The 24,406-nt window shown below is 46.5% G+C and carries 24 protein-coding genes; 11 read left to right on the top strand and 13 right to left on the bottom strand.

Annotated elements, in window-relative coordinates; translation table 11 throughout:
• Positions 1-16 precede the first annotated feature (16 nt).
• The 3 genes from QZW82_RS12335 to QZW82_RS12325 all read right to left on the bottom strand — a co-directional run bounded on the left by QZW82_RS12335 (position 17) and on the right by QZW82_RS12325 (position 1,881).
• On the bottom strand, positions 17-832 hold the full coding sequence (locus tag QZW82_RS12335) for an alpha/beta fold hydrolase (RefSeq protein ID WP_293148472.1): 816 nt from the start codon (positions 830-832) through the stop codon (positions 17-19).
• A 120-nt stretch (positions 833-952) separates the two neighbouring features.
• The gene (locus QZW82_RS12330; RefSeq protein ID WP_293148470.1) at positions 953-1,096 is read right to left on the bottom strand and encodes a hypothetical protein; all 144 of its coding nucleotides are present in this window, start codon (positions 1,094-1,096) and stop codon (positions 953-955) included.
• A 59-nt stretch (positions 1,097-1,155) separates the two neighbouring features.
• Positions 1,156-1,881, bottom strand: a complete 726-nt coding sequence (locus QZW82_RS12325) for a lysophospholipid acyltransferase family protein (protein ID WP_293148468.1) — start codon at positions 1,879-1,881, stop codon at positions 1,156-1,158.
• Between the two features lie 525 nt (positions 1,882-2,406).
• Between QZW82_RS12325 and QZW82_RS12320 the strand changes: the two genes are divergently transcribed.
• The 4 genes from QZW82_RS12320 to QZW82_RS12305 all read left to right on the top strand — a co-directional run bounded on the left by QZW82_RS12320 (position 2,407) and on the right by QZW82_RS12305 (position 5,716).
• Positions 2,407-2,721 carry a hypothetical protein gene (locus tag QZW82_RS12320; RefSeq protein WP_293148466.1) on the top strand — a complete coding sequence of 105 codons (315 nt, stop codon included), beginning with the start codon at positions 2,407-2,409 and terminating at the stop codon, positions 2,719-2,721.
• 128 nt (positions 2,722-2,849) lie between these two features.
• Complete coding sequence (locus QZW82_RS12315) at positions 2,850-4,577, top strand: succinate dehydrogenase/fumarate reductase flavoprotein subunit (RefSeq protein ID WP_293148464.1); 1,728 nt, start codon at positions 2,850-2,852, stop codon at positions 4,575-4,577.
• Between the two features lie 348 nt (positions 4,578-4,925).
• Positions 4,926-5,282 (top strand): type II toxin-antitoxin system RelE/ParE family toxin, encoded by a 357-nt coding sequence (locus QZW82_RS12310; protein WP_293148462.1) that lies wholly within the window; start codon positions 4,926-4,928, stop codon positions 5,280-5,282.
• A 113-nt stretch (positions 5,283-5,395) separates the two neighbouring features.
• Positions 5,396-5,716: a helix-turn-helix transcriptional regulator gene (locus QZW82_RS12305; protein WP_096831015.1), complete on the top strand. Its 321-nt coding sequence runs from the start codon at positions 5,396-5,398 to the stop codon at positions 5,714-5,716.
• Positions 5,717-5,801: 85 nt separating this feature from the next.
• Here the strand turns inward: QZW82_RS12305 and QZW82_RS12300 are convergent, their stop codons facing one another.
• Positions 5,802-6,713: a Uma2 family endonuclease gene (locus QZW82_RS12300; RefSeq protein ID WP_293148459.1), complete on the bottom strand. Its 912-nt coding sequence runs from the start codon at positions 6,711-6,713 to the stop codon at positions 5,802-5,804.
• A 382-nt stretch (positions 6,714-7,095) separates the two neighbouring features.
• Positions 7,096-8,031, bottom strand: coding sequence for a tetratricopeptide repeat protein (locus QZW82_RS12295; RefSeq protein WP_293148457.1), 936 nt, complete (start codon positions 8,029-8,031; stop codon positions 7,096-7,098).
• Between the two features lie 718 nt (positions 8,032-8,749).
• Between QZW82_RS12295 and QZW82_RS12290 the strand changes: the two genes are divergently transcribed.
• Positions 8,750-10,063, top strand: coding sequence for a hypothetical protein (locus QZW82_RS12290; protein WP_293148455.1), 1,314 nt, complete (start codon positions 8,750-8,752; stop codon positions 10,061-10,063).
• Between the two features lie 58 nt (positions 10,064-10,121).
• Here the strand turns inward: QZW82_RS12290 and QZW82_RS12285 are convergent, their stop codons facing one another.
• The 4 genes from QZW82_RS12285 to QZW82_RS12270 form a co-directional block, all read right to left on the bottom strand.
• Complete coding sequence (locus QZW82_RS12285) at positions 10,122-11,246, bottom strand: DNA cytosine methyltransferase (RefSeq protein WP_293148453.1); 1,125 nt, start codon at positions 11,244-11,246, stop codon at positions 10,122-10,124.
• Positions 11,243-11,968 carry an MAE_28990/MAE_18760 family HEPN-like nuclease gene (locus QZW82_RS12280; RefSeq protein ID WP_293148451.1) on the bottom strand — a complete coding sequence of 242 codons (726 nt, stop codon included), beginning with the start codon at positions 11,966-11,968 and terminating at the stop codon, positions 11,243-11,245. The genes QZW82_RS12285 and QZW82_RS12280 overlap by 4 nt, the downstream gene beginning before the upstream one ends.
• Before the next feature lie 2 nt (positions 11,969-11,970).
• Positions 11,971-13,041, bottom strand: coding sequence for a DUF262 domain-containing protein (locus tag QZW82_RS12275; RefSeq protein ID WP_293148449.1), 1,071 nt, complete (start codon positions 13,039-13,041; stop codon positions 11,971-11,973).
• Positions 13,042-13,102: 61 nt separating this feature from the next.
• Entirely contained in the window at positions 13,103-14,278 is a 1,176-nt protein-coding gene (locus QZW82_RS12270; protein WP_293148447.1) for a homocysteine biosynthesis protein, read from the bottom strand.
• Between the two features lie 257 nt (positions 14,279-14,535).
• On the opposite strand from QZW82_RS12270, the gene QZW82_RS12265 reads away from it, so the two are divergent.
• Positions 14,536-15,162 carry a Uma2 family endonuclease gene (locus tag QZW82_RS12265; protein WP_293148445.1) on the top strand — a complete coding sequence of 209 codons (627 nt, stop codon included), beginning with the start codon at positions 14,536-14,538 and terminating at the stop codon, positions 15,160-15,162.
• A 348-nt stretch (positions 15,163-15,510) separates the two neighbouring features.
• Here the strand turns inward: QZW82_RS12265 and QZW82_RS12260 are convergent, their stop codons facing one another.
• From QZW82_RS12260 to QZW82_RS12245, 4 genes are all read right to left on the bottom strand, one after another.
• Positions 15,511-16,695, bottom strand: a complete 1,185-nt coding sequence (locus QZW82_RS12260; RefSeq protein ID WP_293148443.1) for an AI-2E family transporter — start codon at positions 16,693-16,695, stop codon at positions 15,511-15,513.
• Positions 16,696-16,819: 124 nt separating this feature from the next.
• Complete coding sequence (locus QZW82_RS12255) at positions 16,820-17,437, bottom strand: Uma2 family endonuclease (protein WP_293148441.1); 618 nt, start codon at positions 17,435-17,437, stop codon at positions 16,820-16,822.
• A gap of 238 nt (positions 17,438-17,675) precedes the next feature.
• Positions 17,676-19,880, bottom strand: a complete 2,205-nt coding sequence (locus QZW82_RS12250; protein ID WP_293148439.1) for a tetratricopeptide repeat protein — start codon at positions 19,878-19,880, stop codon at positions 17,676-17,678.
• A gap of 3 nt (positions 19,881-19,883) precedes the next feature.
• Entirely contained in the window at positions 19,884-20,075 is a 192-nt protein-coding gene (locus QZW82_RS12245) for a hypothetical protein (RefSeq protein ID WP_293148437.1), read from the bottom strand.
• A gap of 303 nt (positions 20,076-20,378) precedes the next feature.
• On the opposite strand from QZW82_RS12245, the gene QZW82_RS12240 reads away from it, so the two are divergent.
• The 5 genes from QZW82_RS12240 to QZW82_RS12220 all read left to right on the top strand — a co-directional run bounded on the left by QZW82_RS12240 (position 20,379) and on the right by QZW82_RS12220 (position 24,403).
• A complete protein-coding gene (locus tag QZW82_RS12240) occupies positions 20,379-20,624 on the top strand; it encodes a type II toxin-antitoxin system ParD family antitoxin (protein WP_293148435.1) in 246 nt (81 codons plus the stop codon).
• Positions 20,621-21,037 (top strand): putative toxin-antitoxin system toxin component, PIN family, encoded by a 417-nt coding sequence (locus tag QZW82_RS12235; protein WP_293148433.1) that lies wholly within the window; start codon positions 20,621-20,623, stop codon positions 21,035-21,037. Before QZW82_RS12240 ends, QZW82_RS12235 begins: the two co-directional genes overlap by 4 nt.
• A 154-nt stretch (positions 21,038-21,191) precedes the next feature.
• Complete coding sequence (locus QZW82_RS12230) at positions 21,192-21,341, top strand: hypothetical protein (RefSeq protein ID WP_293148431.1); 150 nt, start codon at positions 21,192-21,194, stop codon at positions 21,339-21,341.
• Between the two features lie 154 nt (positions 21,342-21,495).
• A complete protein-coding gene (locus QZW82_RS12225; protein WP_293148429.1) occupies positions 21,496-22,035 on the top strand; it encodes a type IV pilin-like G/H family protein in 540 nt (179 codons plus the stop codon).
• Between the two features lie 205 nt (positions 22,036-22,240).
• Entirely contained in the window at positions 22,241-24,403 is a 2,163-nt protein-coding gene (locus QZW82_RS12220) for an O-linked N-acetylglucosamine transferase, SPINDLY family protein (RefSeq protein WP_293148559.1), read from the top strand.
• Positions 24,404-24,406 lie beyond the last annotated feature (3 nt).

Genomic DNA, 24,406 nt, shown 5'->3' with positions numbered 1-24,406 from the left:
AACTATTGACTGTTGACTAATGACTGCTAACTAATGACAGATTTTCTGTGGATTCTGCCAAAAAATTGCGAGCTTGGATAATTGCGTAAAGGTCAACATCAGTTTCCAACAAACAAGCATGACCGCTGTTAGCCAGCATCACCTTTTCAGCATTCGGAATTACCTTGACTAAAAGCTTCCCTTCTGCCATAGAAGGCAGCAGCCGATCGGCTCCGCTAGCAATTACTAACGTCGGCTGTTCGATCGCACGCAACTGATTTTCATCAACATTGAACGATCGCACTAACGCCAATCTCCACACAGACGTGTGTTGCGGTACCGCTTGCATCGCTTCCAGCAAAGCTCGCCGCTCGTCCCGCCCAATCTTTCCTAAGGATGCTAATATCGGCAACAGACCGATTACCGATAGCGGATAAAGATTCGCCGGCAGCCACTGAGTCAGGTGAGAACCCCACTGCACCCAAGGCTGTTGTCGGAATGAAGAAGCTGGATTAACTAAAATTAGTCGATCGCACAATTGGGGAGCTTCTAAAACAACTTTTATCGCTAAACATCCTCCAAATGACTCGCCGCACAGATAAACTGGTCGCTGATTGCCTTTCTTTTCTGCTTCAATTAAGGCAATTGTTTCCTTAACCAGTACCTCCCAGCTAGCCATGTCGTCGGCCGGTATCGCTAAGCAGCGAATGTCGAAATGCGGAGCTAATTTAGGAATTTGCGATCGCAGCAGCAAACCGCCCCCGTCCATACCGGGCAGAAATACAAATAAAGGGCGATCGGGTTTTGGCGGTTTCGGGCACAGAAAACGAACCTTGTTGTTAGCAGTTGCCATGATTAAACTTAATCTGGTAATTGGTAATTAATAATTGGGCATGGGGCATGGGGCATGGGGCATGGGGCATGGGGCATGGGGCATAGGGCATGGGGCATACATCACCACGCTTGAAAACCGCTATAGTTGGTAATTGGTAATTGGTAATTGGTAATTGGTAATTGGTAATTGGTAATTGGTAATTGGTAATTGGTAATTGGTAATTGGTAATTGGTAATCTTGCTCGCAAAGCCGAAGGGTAGCAATTGGTAGTTGGTAATTCATTGCTCGTTTTGACAACAGTCAACAGTCAACAGTCAACAGTCAACAGTCAACAGACTTCTTTACAAACATCCTCGATCGAGTAATTGTGCAATTTCCCCCTGACAGTGCTCTGTAAGTTCAGCCACAACTGCTTTGGCTTTTTTGCCTCGATACTGCTGCTGTCGATCGACTGTAATCCAGTAAGGGCGGCCGATTAAAATATTAACTCGTTGATAAACTATCACAGGATGCCACCCAGCGCGATCGAACAACGGTTCGGAAGGATCGAACAAACTCAGCAACTTCAGCGGTAAACCCGATCGCACCGACTTTTCCTCCATCGAAGCAATCGCCACCGGCAATACCGCCAAATCCCGCACCGGCGCCCGCAAAGCCAAATGAGCAAATCCCCGCTGAAACTTCCCGATGGTATTGGGTTGAGTAAAGTTCACCATCGGTTCTGCACCCTCAGGAAACACCCCCACCATCTCCCTGTCTTGTAGCAGCGCCGTCGCTTGAGCGAAAAAATGTTGCTGTCGGTGCTCCGGTGCTTCCAAAGGAAAAGCCCCAAAACTCGTGACAAGTTCCCGAATCACTGGAACTTGACCCATGTAGTGATGACAAGCAAACCGGATCGATCGACCCAAACCCGCTGTCAGCACCACAGGATCTAAGAAACTGCGGTGATTGCTCACCACCAGTACCGGACTTTCTTGCGGAATCCGCTGCTGGTGGTGTACAAACATCTGCGTTCCCACACCAGCCAGGAAACAGCGCGAAATCATTAATGTGCGATCGGAAGACATGGGCTAAAACACAGGTAAAACGCTATAAAGGTTGATTCCATACCCATGCAGCTTAACATTACTTTACAAAAATCGCGATCGGTCAAAAAGTAGACTTTCCCCTTGTACCTTTCTGTCGTAGTCCTGCACGCACGGGGGTTCAGAAACCGGGTTTTTTGCGAAAATACGCGTTACAGGCGCCAAAACAGTAAAAAACCCGGTTTTTTTTGTCGAAGTGCCTAAGTCTGGTTTCGTATTCCTCACGCACGGGGGTTCAGAAACCGAGTTTTTTGCGAAAAGACTCGTTACAGGCGCCAAAACAGTAAAAAACCCGGTTTCTTTGTCGAAGTGCCTAAGTCTGGTTTCGGTAAAATTTCCCAGTCAGAAGCACAAATGTATAAAGTCTTGTTGCAAACTTCTATAAAAATGTTTAAAACAACGCAAAAAGCAAGTTGCAGCAGCTAAAATTAAAAATTTACAGTCGGCATTGACGGACTGTCAAAGTATTTTTCGACAAGTCGTAATAGCAATCTCCCGAGGCATCAAATGGATAACATTCAAAACTATCGCCTTAAATGTACCCTCACCTTTGGCGACATTTACGGTCAAATCATTGTTTGGCTGATAGTCATCTTCCTGAGTCTAGCGTCCGCACTCGCCCTCTGGAGCAGCGCCCGCCAAATCTACGCCTTGGCGACAGTTGGCTTGATTTTAGTGCTGTCTCTGCCATTCTTGCTCTTTGCTTTCGTGACAACTCTACTCAATAACATAGAAGTGCTTTCTGTAGACCCCGCCACCGAAGATCAACCTTCTGCAACGGGAAATCAGTCCCATCAGAGGTCTGTCGAAAGCGTCGGCTAGTCCAATTTGAAATTTTAGACTTTGATTTTCGATTGAAATCAAAAGTTAAGAAACTTCCCGATGTTTTGGTAGGAAGTTTTTTTTTGCGTCACGATAAGTTGAGGAGAACACTCAAAATAATTCAAAAAATGCTAGAACACGACGTGATAATAGTTGGCGGCGGTTTAGCAGGTTGCCGCGCAGCCGTAGAAATTGCCCGGACTGACCCCAGTTTAAAGGTAGCTGTTGTTGCCAAAACTCACCCGATTCGATCGCACTCTGTCGCCGCCCAAGGCGGCATGGCCTCCAGCCTCCAAAATGTCGATCCAGATGACAGTTGGAAAGCCCACGCCTTTGACACAGTAAAAGGTTCAGACTATTTAGCCGACCAAGACGCCGTAGAAATCCTCACCCGCGAAGCGCCCGGTGTCATCATCGATTTAGAACACATGGGAGTCCTCTTCTCGCGCCTAAGTGACGGCAGAATTGCCCAGCGCGCTTTTGGCGGACATTCCCACCGCCGCACCTGCTACGCCGCCGACAAAACCGGTCACGCCATCCTCCACGAATTAGTCAACAATCTCCGCCGTTACGGAGTTCACATCTATCAAGAGTGGTATGTCACCCGCCTGATTTTGGAAGCAGGCCAAGCCAAGGGCGTAGTTATGTTTAACCTAATAGACGGCGAAATTGCCGTCGTGCGCGCGAAGGCGGTGATGTTTGCTACGGGGGGTTACGGCCGAGTTTACAACACTACCTCGAACGATTACGCCTCGACTGGAGACGGTTTGGCGATGGCGGCGATGGCAGGGTTGCCACTGGAAGATATGGAGTTTGTGCAGTTTCACCCGACGGGTTTGTATCCGGTGGGAGTGTTGATTTCAGAAGCTGTGCGGGGTGAAGGGGCTTATTTGATTAATTCCGAGGGCGATCGATTTATGGCGAATTATGCCCCGTCGCGGATGGAATTGGCGCCCAGGGACATTACATCGCGATCGATTTCCTTAGAAATTCGTGCAGGTAGAGGAATTAATCTCGATGGTAGTGCAGGCGGCCCATTTATCTACCTTGATTTGCGGCACATGGGACGGGAAAAAATCATGACCAAAATACCTTTTGCTTGGGAAGAAGCGCACCGTTTACTAGGAATTGATGCCGTAGACCAGCCGATGCCAGTGCGTCCTACGGCTCACTATTCAATGGGGGGAATTCCAACTAATATTGGCGGACAAGTTCGCAGCAGTGCTGACAGTTTGGTGGACGGTTTCTTTGCGGCCGGCGAAGCAGCTTGCGTCTCTGTTCACGGCGCTAACCGTTTGGGCAGCAATTCGCTTTTGGAATGCGTAGTTTACGGCAAAGTTACTGGCGCAACCATAGCACAATTTGTCCAAAATCGCAAGTTACCCGCAGTAGACGAACAGCGTTATATTCAGGAAACCCAAGAGCAAATTCAAGCACTTGTAGACCGTCCCGGACAATACCGAATCAATCAAATTCGGCAAAAGTTCCAAGATACGATGACCGAGTATTGTGGAGTATTTCGTAGCGCCGAATTGATGCAGGAAGGTTTGCATAAATTGGAGGAATTGGAAAAACAATATCAAGAAGTTTACTTGGACGACAAGGGTAAGTCTTGGAATACGGAAATTGTGGAAGCTTTGGAATTGCGGAGTTTGATAATTGTGGGGAGAATGATTTTAACTTCGGCTTTGAACCGCCAGGAAAGTCGGGGAGCTCATTCGCGGGAAGATTTTCCGCAGCGGGATGACGGCAATTTCTTGAAGCATACGCTGGCGTATTATTCGCCTGCGGGAATTGATTTGGCTTATATGCCGGTGGCGATTACGATGTTTGAGCCGCAGGAGAGGAAGTATTAGAAGCTAGTGTGACATTCTTGTTCCCGTGCTGGGCTTGGGAACAAGGAAAACCTTTGGAATTGAGAACGTACCATTTTATCAACAGAGTATACGGGCTGCAACCCTTGTCTGATATAGTTCCTAGACCTATTCGCAACCCTCCTAGGTCAGTGACCAGACCTAAAAAGATTTTATTCGAGTGAGGAATTGTGTACGTTCGTACACAAAAAAACCAATCGGTCGATCGCTCTGCCTGAGACTAAATTAGACAATCTTTAGTCTTTTGTACCACTTTTAGTCATATTGGGCTATAATTATGTCAGATACGACATATTATTGTAAACTTTATGACTGGACTTTACTTAATTTATGCAATCCCAAGACGAGAAAAAGGATGTTGTTTGGCTAAGAGGCGAGGTCAAAACTCCTCCTTTTTCCGCCTCAGCGCGAATCGAGGCAGGGATGTTACTAAGGATGTTACAAAATGGAGAAATTTTAGCGATGCCTGTCTCTCGACCTATGCCAAACATCGGCCCTCACTGCCACGAATTGCGGATCGATGATAGTGAAGCCGATAAACAGTGGCGGATTATTTACCGGATTGACTCAGATGCTATTGTCATTGCAGATGTGTTTCAAAAAACTACCCAGAAAACACCCAAGCGCGCGATCGAAAACTGTCAAAGACGACTGAAATTGTACGATCTAAGCTCAGGAGAAACCTAGTTATTTCGGGACTTTCATTAGGGTGGGTATTGCCCACCTTACAACTTGGACAATTCACTATTCACAATCCTTGGTCTGTGCAATTCATATAATTACAAGAGGTAATATTGACAATGGATGCCATTAAACGTCAACGTTTAGAAGCAGCAGGTTGGCGGGTGGGAGATGCCGCAGACTTTCTAGAACTTTCAGCCGAAGAAATTGCTTTTATTGAGATGAAGCTGTCTCTAATTAAACGCTTGAAGCAGCTTCGCATCAGTCAAAACCTTTCTCAAGAAAGTTTAGCTAAGAAAATCAAGTCTAGTCAGTCACGGGTAGCTAAAATTGAAGCAGGCGATCCGTCTGTTTCTCTTGATTTGATGGTAAGGACAATGCTAGCGATGGGAGCAACTCGTGAGGATGTGGCACTGGCTATTACTTCTTCCAAAAGCTGAGAAGCAGACAGTTGAGATTTGAGAATATTCTAGAGGGTAAAGTTAACTTTATAATCGCCCTTTTCCCAATTTCCCTCTCACTATCTCACTCTCCACCATCCTCCCTAACTTCCTCCACCGATAAACCTAACGCCTCCGCCACCTGTTCGGCACTCAAGCCCATTCCCAACAACCGGGGAATTGCAGCCCTTCTTGCCTGAAATTCAGCTTGTTGTGCCTGCTGTGCACTGTCAGCCCGCAATCTTTCTTGTTCTGCCCGCAATCTTTCTTGTTCGGCTATTTCCCGCTGTTGTTCCCCTCGCAATCTCTCCAATTCGGCTCTTTCATCGCCAATCAACAGCAAATTACCTTCCTCATCCCACCAGCGCAGCCACAGCATAGTTTGATTCTGATAACTTCCTTGCCAAAGTCCCAATTCTACGCCTAAAGGTGCGATCGCAAAATGACCCCGTTCATTCAGTTCCAAGAGTTGATAATATCCGTCAATCAACCGATAAACTGCTAATCTGCCGCTATTAATTTCATAGATGCCGTAATAGGGAATTCGCATCACCCGCTCGTAGGCCCAAAACTTGCCAGGTTTGGTGATTACCCCTTCTTCGGTGCGAGACAACGGAGTAATATCCCGCTCTTCATCGCCATTTCCGCTAGCAAATTCCAACGCGATTAACGGTGCTATGTGTTCGCGCCATAACACGTAGGAACGCCGAATTTGACCGTCTAAATTAGGAGGTAGATTGGGAACGTAAAACCAATCAGGAGCTTCTGCACCTTTTTCCGGTGGATCGGTTTCTCGCCAATAAATGCCGCAGTCTTGACCGATCGCATATTGTCCGTCAGGATGCCGCTGCTGCAAAATCGGGCCGATGGAATCTGTTAAAATTAAACTTTGTGGATGCTCCTGGAAATTTTTCACAAAAGTACCATCCGACTCTGGTAATTGAGTGTGGTCTGGAAAAGCAGGAGGTAGAACAACGCGGTCAACGCTTTCGGTCATAATTCCCTCCGAGGTCTGACTTAATTTATAATATCATGTCCCAGGTTCGTAGTGAGGACTTTAGTCCGCATCCAATCAAAGGACTGAAGTCCTCACTACAAACCTTATAATCCTAGGTTCGTAGTGAGGACTTTAGTCCGCATCCAATCAAAGGACTGAAGTCCTCACTACAAACCTTATAATCCTAGGTTCGTAGTGAGGACTTTAGTCCGCATCCAATCAAAGGACTGAAGTCCTCACTACAAACCTTATAATCGTTATTTTTGCCGATACTCTCTAATTTAGAATTCCGAATAAAATAAGAAGTTTTGAGTTAAAAATATCAAGTTTTTAACTCAAAATCGTGGGGCGGAAACTCTTCGTACCGCCCCTACAAATGTCCTTAAGGTTTCGGTAGCGCACCTTCTGGACTGGGAGACTCTGCCGGTTGTGGACTCGGAGAAGCAGCAGGGTCTGGACTCGCTTTTTCTGCCGCAGGAGAAGGCGAAGGAGTGCCACTAGCTAACTGATTGATTTGGTCTTTATAGTTAGGTGGAGCTAACTCAGTCGCTTTATCAAACAGCGTTTTTGCTTCGTCTGTTTTGCCCTGTTCCTTCAACACGATCGCATGAGCTAAAATCGGACGAAAATCTTTTGGATTCGCCTTAGCCGATTCGTCGTAAATCGCGATCGCCTCTGGGTAGCGCTTCTGCACTGCATAAACCTGTCCCAAAATCAACTGCACCGAAGTGACATCAATACTTCCCGGTTTCGCCTGATTCTGCGCCGGAGCAGCCTTCAGCGTATCTTGCAGCAGTCCGATCGCAGCTTCGGGCCGTTGCTGCACCAACAGCAAATTCACCAACCCCTGCAAAGCCTTAATTTCCCCAGGCTTAGACGCTAAAATCGATCGATAGGCCCCAGCAGCCCCTTCGCGATCGCCCGTGCGTTCCTTAGCCTGAGCCAGCAAAATCCCGTATTCCGTAGTTTCAGGATTCAGTTTAGCCAACTTTTCCAAAGTCGGCACCACATCCTTGATCGCCCCCACTCCTTGTCCGATCAACTCCAGCCGTACCTGCAAAAGTCCCCGCAAAGCCGTTACATTGTCAGGTTCCCGCTGCAAAACCAATTCATACCCCCTCACCTGATCTTGCAGCAACTGCGATTGCTTATCGTTAGATGCGGCTGTCTGAGTTGGCGTTGGAGTCGATCGACTTTGCGCTTGATTGCCCTTGAGAATACTGTCCAAAATTGGAACCAGAGAAAATCCCACAAAAGCGATGAGCGCAAGCACTACCACGACAGTAATCAACCCGCGACCCTTGTTTGCTTTTTCCATAATTCAACTATCCCAACTTAAAATCTACTATTTTCTAAGAATCAACCCATCGCCTAGGGGCGTCTGCGATTTAACCAGATCTATGCAACCATAAAAGTTCTTAAGTTCAAAGTCCCAATTCACAAACCAGTCTTTTGCTTGCAGCTAATATGGTAACAGACCCGCAACTCCACGCTAGCCAAACTATTTTGGACACAAAGACCCGCAGCCCCAAGGAATGTGGCTTTCGTCCAATAAGAGTGCGGTCAAGCTCAAAATTACCGAAAATATGGCGGATCAGTCCGTTAGGTAATTGGATTAAGTAAAATAGGCAAGCTACTCCAGAGAGATTGGAACGGCGCTTTGGGGATTTTCCTCAAATCATTGCGAGATATTGCCGGGTTGGATGCTCAGGTATTCAACACGCTATGTCGGGATATATCCTAGATTGTCCGGACTTGAAGTATCTGAATATCCTAAACGCTATTAGCCAGCAACGCCAGCTTTCGGGCGATCGACCGATCCGTGGGTTAGCAACTCTCAAACTCTTTGCCAACAAGGATTAGAGCAGCCAGCGAATCCAGGATTGCTCGTAGCGCAGTAGAAAGTTGGCGTTGACGGGTCAAAACCCAACTTTCCGGCGCAAGCCTCAAGTCGGGTGCTAGTAGTTTTTAAATCAGTTTCTTCAGTTTATTCCTAATTTCCCTCAAGGGATGTGTCTCCGCTGCAAGGAGTTTTTATGAACCCCTCTCCGAACCGGTCTTCCAAATCGTCCAAATCTACTTCTGCTCGCAAGGCTCAGCCAACCGAGCCCGCCGTGAATCAGCCCGCAGTTACAGCCTCCGTGCCCGACACACCAGACGAAAGTCCCGTGTCTTCCGCGTCGGCTGCACCTGTCGATCAAAAGCAACCACCAGCGCCAACGGACGCCCCAGCGACAACGGACGCCCCAGCGCCAACGGACGCGCCAACGGACGCCCCAGCGCCAACGGACGCCCCAGCGCCAAAGGATACGCTGCAACGACCACGCTACAGTTCTGCCCCCGATGGGGACAAAACAAAGCCAAAGCCCAGCGATGCTCCTGCGCTCTCGGAGCCAGCAGCGCCTGCGGAATCTGCTGGTAAGACAACTGAACTCACAGTCGCACCTACCCCAACCCCCAAGCCTCCCACTAACGAAACTCAGGTCGATGATGATGACATACCCTCTGTCATGCGCCAACATCCCATTCCCCCTCCCAGCGAACCCAGACAGTACCGAGCTGTTGGTTTAGTGCGGGGCCGCTACACCCAATCTGAAGAGCAATTCACCCGAGGTATGTTGATAGCTGCCGACGGAACTGCCATCGACGCAGTTTTGCTGGGTAGAGTTATGAGTTTAGTCAAAAATCACCTGGATCTGGAACAAGAACACCTCTGGGTGGTCTATCCCCGCACCAGGCAAGAAGACGGCAACTTGCACGCCCAAATTATGGGTGTTTGGGAGCCGGAAACCCTGAAAAAATCTCCAGAAACTTCCTCTGATGAGGAAAATCAGGAAGCAGGGGAGATTGAGACTAGCGCCGAACCACCGACTGCATCTTTGCCGCCCTCGGAACCTGATGTTGAAGATGGCTATTTTTCGATTCGAGGCGAGGTGATTTATCAACAATCGCAAGAGGAAGAAAAGTATCTCATCGTCAAAATCAAGCAAGCTCCTCGCAAGAATGACGACAAGATGAAGTTTTTTAAGCTGAAACTCAAGGGGGATGTAGGAACAAAGGCGATCGGGTTTTTTTGGGATTTCCACGTCAAATTGCAAGCTGACAGTCTGATGATTGAGCAGGCCAACAATATTGGCGCCCTGCCGATTAAAAAGCGCAAATTCCCCCCCGGGAGCGGTAAGCCCGGTGGCGGCTACAAAGGAGGGGGAAACAAGCGTCCCTTTACTCCTAAGCCAAGCGGTGACGGTACTCCTGTAGGGCGTCCTACTATCAAGTCCGCCGCAGCACCGCCTGTCCCCAAGGAACCTCTTCCTAAGCCGGTCAAGAAACCTAAGCCTGTTGAAGAGTAAAAAATATGGCAAGTAAAAATACAACATTAAAAGTTTTTTAACCTTTAATGTTGTATTTTTACTTTAGCCGCCTATCGTATTTCTGTACATGAGCCAGTAGGCTTTGCGCGACCACTTCGCCAATTTGGACGGGAACAGCGTTTCCGATTAAGCGACCCAGTTTGCTGAAACACACACCTTCGCCAGGAGCAAGGAAGCGGTAATTTTCTGGAAAAGTCTGAAGGATAGCAGCTTCTCTAAGAGAAATTGCACGATCCTGTTCCGGGTGTCCGAACCGACCATTTCCGTAGCCGAAACATTGGGTTGTGATCGTTGGAGCCGGGGTGTCCCACTTCATACGACCATACACGCTAGGATAAGTTTGTCCCGATTTCTTGCGATGACATTGTGCAAGCAGTGAAACATCCCAGTCATGCCATGTGCCTCCGGGTTTTGAGGCTCTGATTCTGCGGAGGTTCAGGTCACTGAGTGAGGACGCTGCATGAATTGCGTCATTTGGATCGGAGCATCCGGCTGCTAGGGCGGGTAGATGGGAAATCGCCTCACGCACAGTTGTGCACGATCGTCTAGAAGAGATTGGGGGTACTAACTCTACTGCCCCTAATCGCGACGCTAGGAGCACAAGCCGTTTACGAGTCTGTGGAACGCCATATTGAACACAATCTACAATGCTCCAACTGATCGAATAGCCTTCCAGTTCCTTCAAAAAATCCTTGAAAACTTCATGCTCTAAAAGCTGTGGTACATTCTCCATCGTCACGAATTCGGGTTGAGTCTCCCGTACTAGCCGACCGAAGTCGGATACCAGTGCCCACTTGCTATCCTGGCGTTCTTGGCGTCCCTTACGGCTGTAAGTAGAGAATGGTTGGCAGGGCGCACAGCCTGCCAGCAACCGCAATTTCTCATCGCCAAAAATGTCTGCAAGTTGGGCACCAGACAAAGTGCTGACATCCTGCTCGACGAAAATAGCGTCATTATTGCTCTCGTATGGGAAGCGGCATTGTCGATCGATGTCGATGCCCGCAACAACCTGAATACCTCCTCGGATCAGTCCATGCGTAAGACCGCCCAAACCGCAAAACAGATCGATGCAGCTAATCGCTGTACTTCTGCGATCGGTATGAGGCTCTTTGCGTATGTCAGTGCCGACAATAGTCTGATCTTGATTCATGCCTGTGCTCATTGAGGTCGGTTCTCCGGCATTAGGAACTCATGTGCATCTATGAATAACTTGAAGCAATTTACAACCTCTCTCAGATACAATGCTGTTCGTTCAGTGAGGTCACGGAGATCGCTAACAGTAATACCCTCGCCGCTCTCTGCAAATGACAGGCTACCGTGCGCCAAACCGTTCCGAAGGTCTTTGATAAACGCAAGCGCACCTTGATCGTTTCGGAATGGTCGTTTGACACTCCTGTAGACATCGGAGCTGATGTGCAACGATAAGCCCAGACGTTTGCTGATGGTCTCAATCCCATTATCGTCCCAACTACCACCCCCACCCTTTTCAACTTCAAAAGTTGATATCGGAAGCGCCTGCACTAGATGATCGCAGAGGTTCAATGCAGATTTCAGGCGCTTCTCGTAGTTGAGATCATTATGGGTACGTGCGGTGCATCGCACCCACTCGCGGCGCAACTCAATGGACAACTCATTGGGCAGCGAGCTGTTATTAACCACTGCCTGAGATACGGCATCTACGCACCGAGTAATAGTTGACTCGACAAGATTGTAGAGCTGTAAGTAAACACTCGAATAGAGGATTTTCTGCTGTTGCGGAGTGATCGTAGCTTCCCCGATTTGTGGAGCTCCTCCCTGCACTTGTTCCTGTATAGACTCAAGCAGGTCAAGGTAAGTTTCAATTTCCTGTAAACGCTCTTCAAAAGCTTGGCTCAAATCCTCCATCCTCAATCTCCAAGTAAACGATCGCGAACGAAATTTATACGACCCCTGAGTCTTCCTATTGCGTTCGCACCGTCTGCTCCTGTCACTTTTGTAAAGTCCTTGCTATTCAACCATTCTTCAACTTCGATCAATTGGTTAGCTATCTCTGGCCGTTGCTGAAGTGCCAGATAGCTTCCAATGGCTATAGCTTCAAAACGCGATCGGGGTGTCGCCTTACCTTTAGGTGCTTTGCGAAAGCCTAACGGGAAGTTGCGCGACACAAAGTCTATCATTTCCATAAAGCGCCGTCGGTAGGAGTCAATGTCCGCTGGGTTGTGTTTAAAGTGATCGTTCATCTTCTTCGTATAGGTGAAAAGAAATGGCGACACTCTGTCTTTGTATGTCTCCAGTCCATCACCGTAGGCGAAAAATCGTGTAACGAGTTCTTCTCTCTCACGCTCCAATAAAAGCTTGTCAGATATTGGCGCAAGTTCTTCAAAGCTCGGCTCTTTGGCGAGTGAAATCACAAGGTCGAGGAAAGCACCTCCTAACGCACCTCGACGCACCTCAGCCTTGTTGGCGACCTTGCTTCCTGTGTTAATTCGATCGAAAAGATCGAATCGTGCTTGCTCATCGGCGTGTTCATTGAGCACGATCCCCCTAATGGAACGGTTCTTGATTTTTCGTTGCCGAGATTCGGGTAGATCTTTGAATCGAAATCCGGTCAGTAGCGATAGTTCTTCCAAGTCACCTAAGGGAAAGTCCCCAAGAACGAACTCTTGAATGGTTCTAAGGCGCTGTGAACCATCAACAATTTCAAGCTTACCTGTTAACGGGCTTTCCCAAAAGAAGAGGAAAGGGATCGGAAGCCCCATCAATACCGACTCAATGAACCGGGATTTGCGCTCTGATTCCCATGTGAACTCGCGCTGGTAGGCCGGAATCTCAAAATCTCCTTTCTGCATCTTTTGGGCGAGAAGCTCAATGGAATATTCCGTCAGATAGAACTCAATTCTCTTTGTATGTTCAAAAATCTGTTCCTCAGCAGCAGCAACCTCCTCATCAGTGAACTTAGATTGGTTCTCGTCGATCATCTTTGAATATCCTCTCGTGGTTCATTCAAGTTATAATCCATGACTTTAGTCTACGAATTGTCTATTCCAGCCTGACTTGGGCTCCCCACAAATCTTGTGGGAGAAATACTCGATCGGCTGGTAGGGGAGCAACTGGCGCCGTGAGAGTAAATTGACCAGCTTCAATTTGCTGCTTCAATTCCAATGCTACTTGCCGCGAGAGAAACATACTCGCCAGCGGGGCGGCCCGCACCGGTTTTCCCTCAATGAGAATGCGACCGGTTTTTAATTGAGCGTAACTGACTAAACCGAATGTGGGACGAACGCGCCGGGGGATAGAGAAATCTACCACCGGCGCTACTATTTTTTTGTCTGATACGGCGCAGTGGGCGACGACTGTTTCGTTTAAGACGGGGAAGGGGATGCCGACTCCCAGCATCAAGGATGGGCCGTAGTTTTTGAAGTAGCAGCCTCGCACCCATTTCGAGTTCATCTGTTTGGCGTCGCCGATGAGTGCCAGGGTGGCGGCTGGGCCGATCGGAGTGCCGTTGGGCTGCCGTTTTTGCAGCGGGAAGTGTTGGGTTCCTTCCCAGGTGATGTAGCCCTGAGCGCCTCCTAAAAAGATTCTGGTGCCGATGCCGATGAGTTGGAGGTGGGGGTCGTTGAGCAGGGGTGACATGGCTCCTAGGCTCGAATAGACGGCGTTACCGAGGTTCGGTTGCAGGGGGCCGAGGTAGGTGAACAGTGGCCGATCGCCCCCGTTGACTCCTACAATAAAGTTTTGATAGGCGTTCCGGGGATTGAATAAATAAAACTGGTTGATGGTATCGCGGGTAATCGTGGTTTCAAAGGAGGCGCGGGGATAGCAGTCTGTTACTTGCCCTAAAGCCCGCAACTGCACGGGTTTGCCGGCAATCAAGTCTTCGATGACGTGTCCGCCGCCCCGTTCCCGCGATTCTTCGCCATCTTCGGTTACTTGGGTGGCTCCGAGGTACAAATCTACGGCGCCGAAGCCGGAGTAGGCTAAAACGCCGTCCAGCCAGCACTGCCGGATTTTGATCGGGGGGTCGGTATGGCCGAGGTTGATGATGGCGCCGGAGGATTCCATGGGCTCGAAGGTGCCGGTGGTGATGACATCGACTTCTTTGGCGGCTTGGGTAATGCTGGTTTCTCTGACTCTGGTTTTGAGTTCTTCGATTGTCCAGACTGTGGCTTTGCCTTGGCTGATTTTATCGTTGATTTCGTCGATCGATCTCATAAGACTATTTTAGATTTTAGTTTTTAGATTTTAGTTGGATGGAATGTCGATCGCGCCAATGCAGTTTTGGCGATCGGTCTAGATTTAAAATGAAAGGAAGACATTATAACGGATCTGATAATATCATAATAAGAGTGAGGCTAAGAAACCCGGTTTCTACGAAAATCTTGGGTTCGATCGCGATAAATACGGTCAGAAACCGGGTTTCTGAGGATGATTGCATAAGTCCTACATAAATAATATAAGGAGCGAACTCCATGACTCAAGCGATATTAAAACCAGTCACCTTCGATGAATTTATTGACTGGTATCCTGAAAATTCGGAGAAACGTTACGAACTGCACAATCGAGCTATTGTTGAGATGCCTAAAGCAACCGGAGAACATTCAGAAGTAGCTGGCTTCCTTGTCGCTGAACTCAACTTTGAAGTCCGACGACTAGGACTTCCCTACTTCCTTCCCAAGGAATGCGTTGTCAAAGCTGATAACGAGCTATCTGGTTACGAACCGGATGCGATAGTTTTGGACAGACAAGGGACGAACAGCGAACAGAGATGGAAAAAGCAATCTATCATTACAATGGGTAGTTCTGTCCGGCTAATTGTCGAAGTTGTCAGTACCAATTGGCGGGATGATTATGGCTACAAGTTGGTTGATTACGAAGCTTTGGGTATTTCTGAATACTGGATTGCGGATTATTTGGGACTTGGCGGCAGACGCTATATTGGCAATCCGAAACAACCTACTTTCTTTGTTTACCATTTGGTTGATGGCGAGTATCAAGTTAGTCAGTTTCGGGGGAGCGATAGGATTGTTTCGCCCACATTTCCAGAGCTGAATTTGACTGTAAAACAGATTTTTAGCGCTGGACAAGATGGCGTTTAGAGGGATAGAATACAAGATATATAGCGGTTCTCAAAAAGGTGAGGTACGTTGTTGGGCTTTAGCCCTCTTAGAGTAGTGATTATATAGTAAGCGAGGTCGCATCAAAAACTCCATTTACAGTCATACCTCATCTTTCTGATAAATGCTATAGATTTATAATAATCGGCGATTGAAATCGCTTCTATAAAAACAAAGTCTGCCTTCGCGGACTCAAAAATAAACTGCTATTTAAGCCAGAATCGGGATGAGACGGCGATTGAAATCGCTTCTATAAAAACAAAGTCCGCCTTCGCGGACTCAAAAATAAACTGCTATTTAAGCCAGAATCGGGATGAGTACAAACTTGAATTACTGATTTCCCGGAACTTCATTTGCGTCATTTTTAGCATCATCTTGGATGTCGGGTTGGTGTTCGGGTAACTTTTCCACTCGGCTTTGTGTGACTCCTATAGATTCATATTCTTCGTGGATAGCCGAATCAATTGCGGCCAACCTTTGAGGATTAGCATTCCACTGGTTGAGAATGTCTTTAATTAGCGCTTCCCTAATCCAAACTTGAGCGACAACTGTGAGGGGGAGGGCTAGTAATAAGCCTAAAAATCCAAAAAAGGTGGCGAAGAATACTTGAGCTATTAATGTTACTGCTGGCAGCAATGATACTTGCTGTGCCATGACGTAGGGGGTGAGGATGTTGCTTTCAAACTGTTGAATTAGGAAGTAAAGGATGAGAACTAAACCTGATTTTAAGGGAGAGTCTAAAAGTGCGATCGTCATTGGCGGAATGACGCTGATCGTAGGGCCAATATTCGGAATTAAGTTCAGAAATCCTGCTACTACAGCGTGAGCTAACGGTAGGGGAACTTGCAAAACTGACAAACCAATTAAGCTCAAAAAAGCAATCACACTCATGCTAATTAATGCACCAATCACCCATCTACCGAGAGCTATTTCACATTCGTCTAAAATACCCTCGATTCGTCGGCGGTAAAAAGACGGAAATAGTTGTATAAATGCTTTGCGGTAAGATAGGGGATCTGCTAAGGTCATCAAGGTCAAAACTAAGACTAACAAAAAACTCAGGATAACGCCTAATGTATTGCCGACAAATGCTCCTGCACCGCCAACGAGTTGGTTGAATAAAGGTTGCAGTTGCCGCATAATGTCGTTAACATCAAGATTTGGCAGGCGCTGGCCTAGTTGTCCCGAGAAGCGAGTTTCGATTTGATCTACCCAATCATTTAATCTTGCTATTCCTTGAGGAGCTCTTTGGGTAAGTTGTTGGAATTGCAGGGCAAAGGGTGGTACAATTATCAGAAACAAGCCTACGAAGACGAGGAATAAGAAGCTAATTGAGCACAGTACGGCGATCGACCTTTTGAGTCGGAATTTTTTTTGTAAGTAGCGTGCTAGTTTGTTTAACGCCGTGGCTAAGACGATGGCGGCAAACAGCAGCAGTAGGGCTTGCCTGATTTGCCAGAGGATGTAACAAGATGCGATGAGGGCTAATAAGCCGATCCACTGTCCTAGCTTCATGCGATTTTTAGATATTATAACGGGGAATTGCCGACCTTGCTTTAGACGCTTTTGCAATCGCGTCTCTACAAGATAGCTTAAATGCGATCGCCTCTTTACAATATACTCCTACAACCCAGCCTCTTCAATTCCCTTTACCGAACACCTGCTGCGCTGTCAGATTCAATTCTGGGAAAGTTGGGGACTCAATCACCTCAGCCCCTCTAAACAGTTTAACTTGGTATTCCCCATCTATTAGTTGGTAAACCGAAAAAGTTGGTTGCTTGGGATTGCCGATAAACCGTCTCCCGCCCAATCCTAGATAGTCTACAATCCAATATTCGTGGATTCCCATTGATTCGTAAGCCTCTAATTTGCGAGCATAATCATCCTCCCAATTAGTGCTAGTTACTTCTACGATTAGGGGGACTGATGAACCCATTGTAATAATTGATGATTTCTCCCATCGTGGCTCGTTTCCAATGGTTTCTTCGTTGAGTACAATAATATCTGGTTCATACCCAGATTCCTCGCGCATCGGTTTGATGACGGATTCTTTCGGGATGAAGTAGGGTAGTTGTAGCCGTCTGATTTCAAAGTTGAGATCGGCGATGAGAAAACCTGTAAGTTTAGAATGTTTGCCTGTTGCTTTTGGCATTTCAACAATTTCTCCATTGTGTAGTTCATAGTGACATCCTGAATTCTCAGGATACCAGTCAATGAATTCATCGAATGTCACTAATTCTGTTATGGTTTGAATCATGGTGAGTGCCTCAAGTATGGTTGCGATCGCCCTAACCTATATTATATGACTTGTAGGGTGCCCCGGACGAAGTCCCAGGGCGATTTTCGAGGGTTTCGGATCTAAGGTTCGTAGTGAGGACTTTAGTCCTTCATAGAATCAGGACTAAAGTCCTCACTACAAACTAATTTTATTGTCATCATTCGATCGGACTTGATATAAATCCCATCCGAAAAACCGCGCTTTCAACTGTCAACTGTCAACTATCAACTGTCAACTGCTTAAGTCTTTCTCGAACAACTTCTTGATAAAAAGCCTCTAACGCAGTCACGCAAACTCGATCGTCAAACAGATTATCTTGTCGCTGACTCATCCGTTCGGCAATATCTCGCCGCCACTGTGAATCTTTACCTAACTTGACAGCAATTTCAATATATGCTGCTTCGTTTTGTGCGATCGTATCTGTCACTCCCAGCATTTTGAGAAAGCTATCTGCATGAAGTCCCCGCATAAATTCTCCCGGACAAGTTACTATGGGTAAATTGCAGGCGATCGCCTCCAAAGACGTATTGCCCCCCGACCAAGTGAAAGTATCCAAGAAAACATCGGCAAGAAAGTTCATGGCTATATACTCTTGTCGAGTTGCAATCGCTCGGAAAAGACAGTAATCTTCGCTGTCGAGATTAACAGCAGCAAAAGCACGCTTTAGCCGCTTCCGCAACAGTTCACCGCGCGGAAAAATAAACTGAGCTTGGGGAACGCGGCGGGCTATTTCTGCTAAGATACAATCATATTGCGGTAAGTATTTGAAAGGAGCTTGGCAGCAAAAGTAAATTATTGCATCTTCTCGGAGGTCAAAATCCAAGCGACTATTGTTTAATTCTCCCACGAGTGGTTTTGGGTAGGAAACCCCAATATTAGGCAACTTAACTAAGGTTTCTGAGTAGTGCGATCGTGCATTTTCTGGTTCCATCAATTCGCTGGAAATAAAATAATCAATCGTCGGTAAACCAGAGGTGACAGGATGTCCCCACGCCGTACATTGTATCGGTGCAAGATGCAAAGCTGCTATTTGGATAGTTGGTGCATCCATGCCAATTTCTGGGAAGACAAGAATGTGCAATTTGTCATCAATAATTTGTTGGCATACAGCTTCTAAGTTGTGAGGAATGTGGCGAAATTCTGTGCTGTATTCGCGAAATTGTTCTGTAACTAGATCTGGATCGTTACCCGTGTAGTAACAGTAAATTTCAAATTGTTTAGTGTTGGCATAACGCAACCAGCCAGTCAGCCACAAAGTGCCGCTGTAAGAATGCAAAAAACTAGAAATATAACCGACTCTAATTTTGCCATTTTCCAACAAGGGAGGCATCGAGCGCGGTTGCACCCACTGGGGATAGTTCGCCGCCATAATTTGATGAACTAAATTGGCATATTTGGATTGGGATTCCACAACATTGTGGGCTTGATAAGCCAGGTAAAAATTAGTGAAACTCCCAAAGCCACGCAAAGCATTAATTTTTTCTTGGGGGTTGTTTAGGGAAGTTTCCTGAATTAATGTTTCTAATTCTCCGACATATCTTTCCTTGTAAAATTCGATTTCATCTGAGGTGTCGTAAACAATCGGCAATGTTAAGTGTTTAAAAAGTTTAAAAACATATTCATCGGGCAGTATTTGCGTTGCTCTTTCTGCACTCGATATAGCTTGCTGAATGCGTCCGTTTTGCTGGCAAATTTTGATGATTTCAAAGTGCAGTTGTCCGGCTGTTGGGTAATGGCGAATGCCTTGTTCGAGAATTGCGATCGCCTCTTCGATTCTGTTGAGATTCCTCAAACACTCGCTCAAGTTAGAATACAGTTCTATATCTCCTGTCTGGGATGCCAAAAACCTTTGATAGTAATTGCTCGCTGCTTCGTATCTTCCTTGACGGTAGAGTTGGCTGCCAAATTGTCTCAACGCTGCTAATGCTTGGGAGTCAATGGTGATTTCGCTAAGTTGTTTCAGTTCCAATACAGGGATTTTTTCGGTTCCTGAGTCGGCTATTGCTTGGTGATTTTCTGCCTTTAACTTAATTCGATATTGAATCTGTGGCAAAATATCCAACCACTGACTTTGACTGAGGTTTTCCAATAAAATAATTTCCGGTTCGCAGCTAGTATCTAAATCTTCTTCCATGAACAGATTCAGAACAATTGCTGATATAATTAGATCGGCATCTAATTCGGATCGTTCTAAAGTTTCGCTGGCATCTATTAAAATAGTGAGGAAATCGCGATCGGGATGAGCGATCAGATTCCTCATCATTTCTTCTAACTCTAAATAAAGTGATTCTTCTGGTTGGTTCCAATCGGGAAAAATCAGTAAATTTAAGGGTTTGAGATTTAAGGTGGTTAGATCCATGCGATCGTCTGTCCTGTATTGTTGGGTATTGTGGGGCTTTTGGTGTTTTGTGGGGCTGCTCAACTCTTACCTCGCCTGCTGTTGCCATGCCCGCCAGCCCAGAATCGCAGCTAGGATGATACTGGGGGTAAACACTGCGATCAGGGCGTTGAAGTCGGTTGAGGCTATGGATAGGCTGGGCCCTGCGTACTTGATGGCTAGGGAAAGGGCGGCTGAGAGGGTGAATACTTTGGCGATCGGGCTGATGTTGCTGTTCATGGATGTGCTGGTTGGTTGTATAATTAGGCATTGAGACTATTATGCCAAGTCTCATTGGTGTCAACTTAAAGTCAAACATAGTCTCAGTCTACTCTTTAACGATTAGGAATCGATCCCTCCTAGCCCCCCTTAAGAAGGGGGGAACAAGATGCTGCTCAAAGTCCCCCTTCTTAAGGGGGATTTAGGGGGATCTAGACTGGGCTACAAACGAGAGATACAAAGGTTTTCAGACTTAAGATGATACCAATGGAGAAGTCTGGGCCATGACTGCGGCACATTATAGTTTTTACCAGGAAAGTGACGATGAATGTTGTTTTAAACCCTGAATTAGAACAGTTGATTCAATCTCAATTAGATACGGGAAAATATGAAAATATAGAAGCCGTGCTGAGAGAAGCGTTAAGGCTTTTGTCCCAGCAAAATAGTCGCCGAATCATTGCTCGTAAAGTCAAGGACTTATTTGATAAAACGCAAGCTATACCAGAGGTTCAAGAAATTACAGAGGAGGAGATTGCAGCAGAGATAGAAGCTTACCGGAGAGGCGAATGAAGATTGTTGTTGATACTAATATTTTAGTATCTGCGATCTTGAGGGGACGGATGCCCAAAAGAGCGATTCAGTCAATCATCGATCGCCCGGACTGGCAGTGGCTGGTATCATTAGAAATTATAGCCGAATATAAGGATGTTTTGTTGCGTCCCAAGTTTAAGCTAAGCCAGGAAGTAATAGAAGAGTGGTGGGAGATTTTTGATACGGTAACGCAGTTGATTGAGGTGGAGGTTGAGGTAGATTTTCCGAGGGATAGGAAAGATGCTAAATTTCTCGCTTGTGCTTTGGCTGGTAATGCAGATTTTTTAATAACTGGCGATCGAGATTTTACTGAGGTAGAAACTTTGGGCAATACCAAGATTGTTTCAGTTTCTGGTTTTCTGGATCGAATCTTAGGAGAGGGGCTCGATTGAGAGCAAAGTAGCAAACCGTGGTACGGACGATCGCCCTCCATCTCCTATATTGGCTGTTGCGATGCCCGCCAGCCGAGGATAGCTGCTACCATCGGGCTGGAGGAAACACGGCGATACATCCCTTTGCCCACCCAAGTGACGCTCTCGAAAGAGCATGGTGGGTAGTTCTCTCCTGGCTTTGCGGAAGAAAGCGCCACCGATGGTGTCTTTACTTGAACTGTGGCTCAAGTTCAACCCACTGGATGCTGTCACCCCAAAGCCAGTGAGCCACCAGAGAGCTATTAAGGAAGTGAATGAACTCTGAAGTATGCTGGAAGCTTTTCTGGATGTGCTTTTGGAGCGATCTGCTTAAAAACGAAAAAAAAAATCCAGCGAGTGATATCAAAGCCGTCAGAAGTGGGTAAGTTATCTCTAAGAGTTAGAAATCAAGCATCCCACGCCTCTAGGAGAAACAAACCATGAAAACTGAATTAAAAGCTAAATTCCTGCATCACCTCAATCAAAAAAGACAAGATAAGGGTTTCACGCTGATTGAATTGTTAGTCGTTATCATCATCATCGGTATTCTGTCGGCTATTGCATTGCCTTCCTTCCTCAACCAAGCTAACAAAGCTAAGCAATCTGAAGCTAAGCAATACGTCGGTTCCATGAACCGCGCTCAGCAAGCTAAATTTGCCGAAGACAATTCCTTTGTAAGTGGCGTTGACGCTTTGGGTTTGGGAATCAAAACTCAAACCACTAACTACACTTACTCAGTGAAAAATCCTAAAGGTGTGCTATCCGATGCAGTCAATATAGCAACACCTATCAACACTGCTACTCTCAAAGCATACGCGGGTGGAGCAGGAATTGGTGGTGGTACTGGAGATAAAACCACCACCGCAGTGTTGTGCGAGTACGATGGTGCTGCTGCAGGTGCTGCTGTGCCAGATCCTACCGTGGCTGCTACTAATGCTAATACTCGCTGTGCGGGTGGTGGTACAGAAGTGTCCAAGTAATAGATACATTACAGCTAGTAGGATGGTCATATCGACCTAACCTAAAATTTTTAGGAAAGTGGGTAGTGTTTGTATACGCTACCCATTTCAATAATTTTCAGAAAAATTAGTTTCCCATATTAAAAATTTGACACGTTCTAACTATTTAGATAACCCAGGCTCGGCTGACAAAGAAACTTTGCAGCAACAAGCAGATAAATACGCAATGCAGGGGCATTATGGTCAGGCAGTAAAGTTATACGAGCAGGCAATTGAAGCAGATCCAGACACCAAATCCTATTACTGGCATTTGGGCTTGATGTTGTTGATGCAGGAACAAGAGGTAGAAGCTCAGACGACTTGGCTGCTAGGTATGGCAAAAGGGGAGCCTGAACAAGTCGATGAGTGGACAACGGAACTGATACAAGTGCTGCAAGCGGAAGCAGAGCGGCGCAGAGAGCTAGGAGACTATTCAGTAGCTTGGGCAATTCGGCAGCACATCCGGGAAATTAATCCGACAGATATTAGCAACCTGTTGCATTTGGTTGGATTGTCTGTTCTGCTTGAGACTTACACAGGGGAGGCACTCAATTCTCTGGGCTTGATTGAGCATCTCCAGTCGGATCAACTCGGAGAAATAGACTTTGAGCTATTAATGCAAGTCCTCAAAAGTGTTTTAGATTTCGATCCCCTGCACCCCTCGTCGCTGGAATTTGCGGAAGCCTGTCTGCCCCACGTCAGCCAACCTATAGTTTTTATAGAAATCGCGATCGCAGCCTCGGCTGAAATTGCTCACTCGGCATTGATACCTGGACTAGCGATACGCTTTGCAGAGTTGGCTCGCCGTTTAGATACTAATAATCTGGGAATTTTGTTACAGTTAGCTACTTATTACCAAAATGCTCAGCAATATGATGAGGGTATCGAATTTGCAAAATTGCGCTATTCCTTGTGCAAGCAATTACCAGATAGAGTTTTTTCTAACCATCAAATTATGCGGGGATTGATGAGTGCAGGTGGATATTGGGACGAGGTATTTCCTGTCATTCAGAGGCACAAATTACTGTTAGAATCACTGATAACGGAACAACCAAAATCACTTCATCCGAGTACAGTCCAAAATCTGTTTCTTACTACCTTCTTTTTACCGTACTTTGAAGACGCTCCGAAGATTAATAAACCAATTCAAAATCAAGTTTCTCAGTTATGTCAAACTAATGTTGAAACTTATGCCAAGGATCAGGCAGATCGATACAGGCAACGAGTGCCAACCAGTAAAAGCATTGCGACTGTTGGTAAGCGTTTGAAGATTGGTTACTTATCGCATTGCCTCCGAAGACATTCTGTGGGCTGGCTAGCCCGATGGCTCTTTCAGTATCACAATCGCGATCTATTTGAAATTCATGGCTATTTCTCAGTATATAGAAAGAATCATGACTCTCTACAGGAATGGTATGTAAATCAGGTTGACAAAGCCTACAAAGGGGGTCTTTTTGGAAGTGAAGTAGCGGAGCAAATTTATGAAGATGAGATTGATATTTTGATCGATCTCGATAGTATCACCCTGGATGTGGCTTGTGAAGTGATGGCACTTAAGCCTGCGCCTGTTCAAGTAACTTGGCTGGGTTGGGATGCTTCTGGACTGCCTGCGGTTGACTATTTTATTGCAGATCCCTATGTTTTGCCGGAGTCTGCTGGGGAATATTACAGTGAAAAAATTTGGCGGTTGCCTCAAACTTATATAGCTGTTGATGGTTTTGAGGTGGGCGTACCAGATTTGCGTCGGGATATGTTGGGTATTCCGAGTGATGCTGTTGTATATCTCAGCGCTCAGAGGGGCTATAAACGCCATCCAGATACAGCGCGACTACAGATAAAGATTCTTGGAGAAGTACCGAATAGTTACTTTTTAATCAAAGGTTCTGCTGATGAAGAATCAATTAAAAGCTTCTTTTTTCAGTTAGCAGAAGAAGAAGGTGTAGAATGCGATCGCCTGCGTTTTTTGCCAGAGGTAGGAGCAGAAGCCGTTCACCGAGCTAACTTGGGCATTGCCGATGTAGTCCTGGATACTTATCCTTACAACGGTGCTACAACTACTCTAGAAACTCTGTGGATGTGTATTCCTCTGGTGACGCGGGTAGGGGAGCAATTTGCGGCCCGTAACAGCTACACGATGATGATGAATGCGGGTGTGACTGAGGGAATTGCTTGGACGGATGAGGAATATGTCGAATGGGGGATACGCTTGGGGAAAGATGCTTCGCTGCGAGAACAAATTTCCTGGAAATTACGGCAGTCAAGACAAATTGCTCCTCTTTGGAATGCTAAACAGTTTACGCGAGAGATGGAGAAAGCTTACGAGCAGATGTGGGAGATTTATAGGAGATAGGAG

The sequence above is a fragment of the Microcoleus sp. bin48.metabat.b7b8b9.023 genome (genome assembly GCF_013299185.1).
Lineage (GTDB): Bacteria > Cyanobacteriota > Cyanobacteriia > Cyanobacteriales > Microcoleaceae > Microcoleus.
The sequence above is the reverse complement of the archived record's forward strand: the minus strand, read 5'-3'. Positions and strand labels throughout refer to the sequence as shown.

Coding starts and splice junctions, on each gene's coding strand:
- QZW82_RS12335 (WP_293148472.1), bottom strand. CDS start 832: ATGGCAACTGCTAACAACAAGGTTCGTTTTCTGTGCCCGAAACCGCCA.
- QZW82_RS12220 (WP_293148559.1), top strand. CDS start 22,241: ATGCAGGGGCATTATGGTCAGGCAGTAAAGTTATACGAGCAGGCAATT.
- QZW82_RS12315 (WP_293148464.1), top strand. CDS start 2,850: ATGCTAGAACACGACGTGATAATAGTTGGCGGCGGTTTAGCAGGTTGC.
- QZW82_RS12320 (WP_293148466.1), top strand. CDS start 2,407: ATGGATAACATTCAAAACTATCGCCTTAAATGTACCCTCACCTTTGGC.
- QZW82_RS12285 (WP_293148453.1), bottom strand. CDS start 11,246: ATGAGCACAGGCATGAATCAAGATCAGACTATTGTCGGCACTGACATA.
- QZW82_RS12325 (WP_293148468.1), bottom strand. CDS start 1,881: ATGTCTTCCGATCGCACATTAATGATTTCGCGCTGTTTCCTGGCTGGT.
- QZW82_RS12225 (WP_293148429.1), top strand. CDS start 21,496: ATGAAAACTGAATTAAAAGCTAAATTCCTGCATCACCTCAATCAAAAA.
- QZW82_RS12305 (WP_096831015.1), top strand. CDS start 5,396: ATGGATGCCATTAAACGTCAACGTTTAGAAGCAGCAGGTTGGCGGGTG.
- QZW82_RS12255 (WP_293148441.1), bottom strand. CDS start 17,437: ATGATTCAAACCATAACAGAATTAGTGACATTCGATGAATTCATTGAC.
- QZW82_RS12230 (WP_293148431.1), top strand. CDS start 21,192: ATGGTGGGTAGTTCTCTCCTGGCTTTGCGGAAGAAAGCGCCACCGATG.
- QZW82_RS12300 (WP_293148459.1), bottom strand. CDS start 6,713: ATGACCGAAAGCGTTGACCGCGTTGTTCTACCTCCTGCTTTTCCAGAC.
- QZW82_RS12290 (WP_293148455.1), top strand. CDS start 8,750: ATGAACCCCTCTCCGAACCGGTCTTCCAAATCGTCCAAATCTACTTCT.
- QZW82_RS12330 (WP_293148470.1), bottom strand. CDS start 1,096: ATGAATTACCAACTACCAATTGCTACCCTTCGGCTTTGCGAGCAAGAT.
- QZW82_RS12280 (WP_293148451.1), bottom strand. CDS start 11,968: ATGGAGGATTTGAGCCAAGCTTTTGAAGAGCGTTTACAGGAAATTGAA.
- QZW82_RS12240 (WP_293148435.1), top strand. CDS start 20,379: ATGAATGTTGTTTTAAACCCTGAATTAGAACAGTTGATTCAATCTCAA.
- QZW82_RS12270 (WP_293148447.1), bottom strand. CDS start 14,278: ATGAGATCGATCGACGAAATCAACGATAAAATCAGCCAAGGCAAAGCC.
- QZW82_RS12235 (WP_293148433.1), top strand. CDS start 20,621: ATGAAGATTGTTGTTGATACTAATATTTTAGTATCTGCGATCTTGAGG.
- QZW82_RS12310 (WP_293148462.1), top strand. CDS start 4,926: ATGCAATCCCAAGACGAGAAAAAGGATGTTGTTTGGCTAAGAGGCGAG.
- QZW82_RS12275 (WP_293148449.1), bottom strand. CDS start 13,041: ATGATCGACGAGAACCAATCTAAGTTCACTGATGAGGAGGTTGCTGCT.
- QZW82_RS12245 (WP_293148437.1), bottom strand. CDS start 20,075: ATGAACAGCAACATCAGCCCGATCGCCAAAGTATTCACCCTCTCAGCC.
- QZW82_RS12295 (WP_293148457.1), bottom strand. CDS start 8,031: ATGGAAAAAGCAAACAAGGGTCGCGGGTTGATTACTGTCGTGGTAGTG.
- QZW82_RS12260 (WP_293148443.1), bottom strand. CDS start 16,695: ATGAAGCTAGGACAGTGGATCGGCTTATTAGCCCTCATCGCATCTTGT.
- QZW82_RS12265 (WP_293148445.1), top strand. CDS start 14,536: ATGACTCAAGCGATATTAAAACCAGTCACCTTCGATGAATTTATTGAC.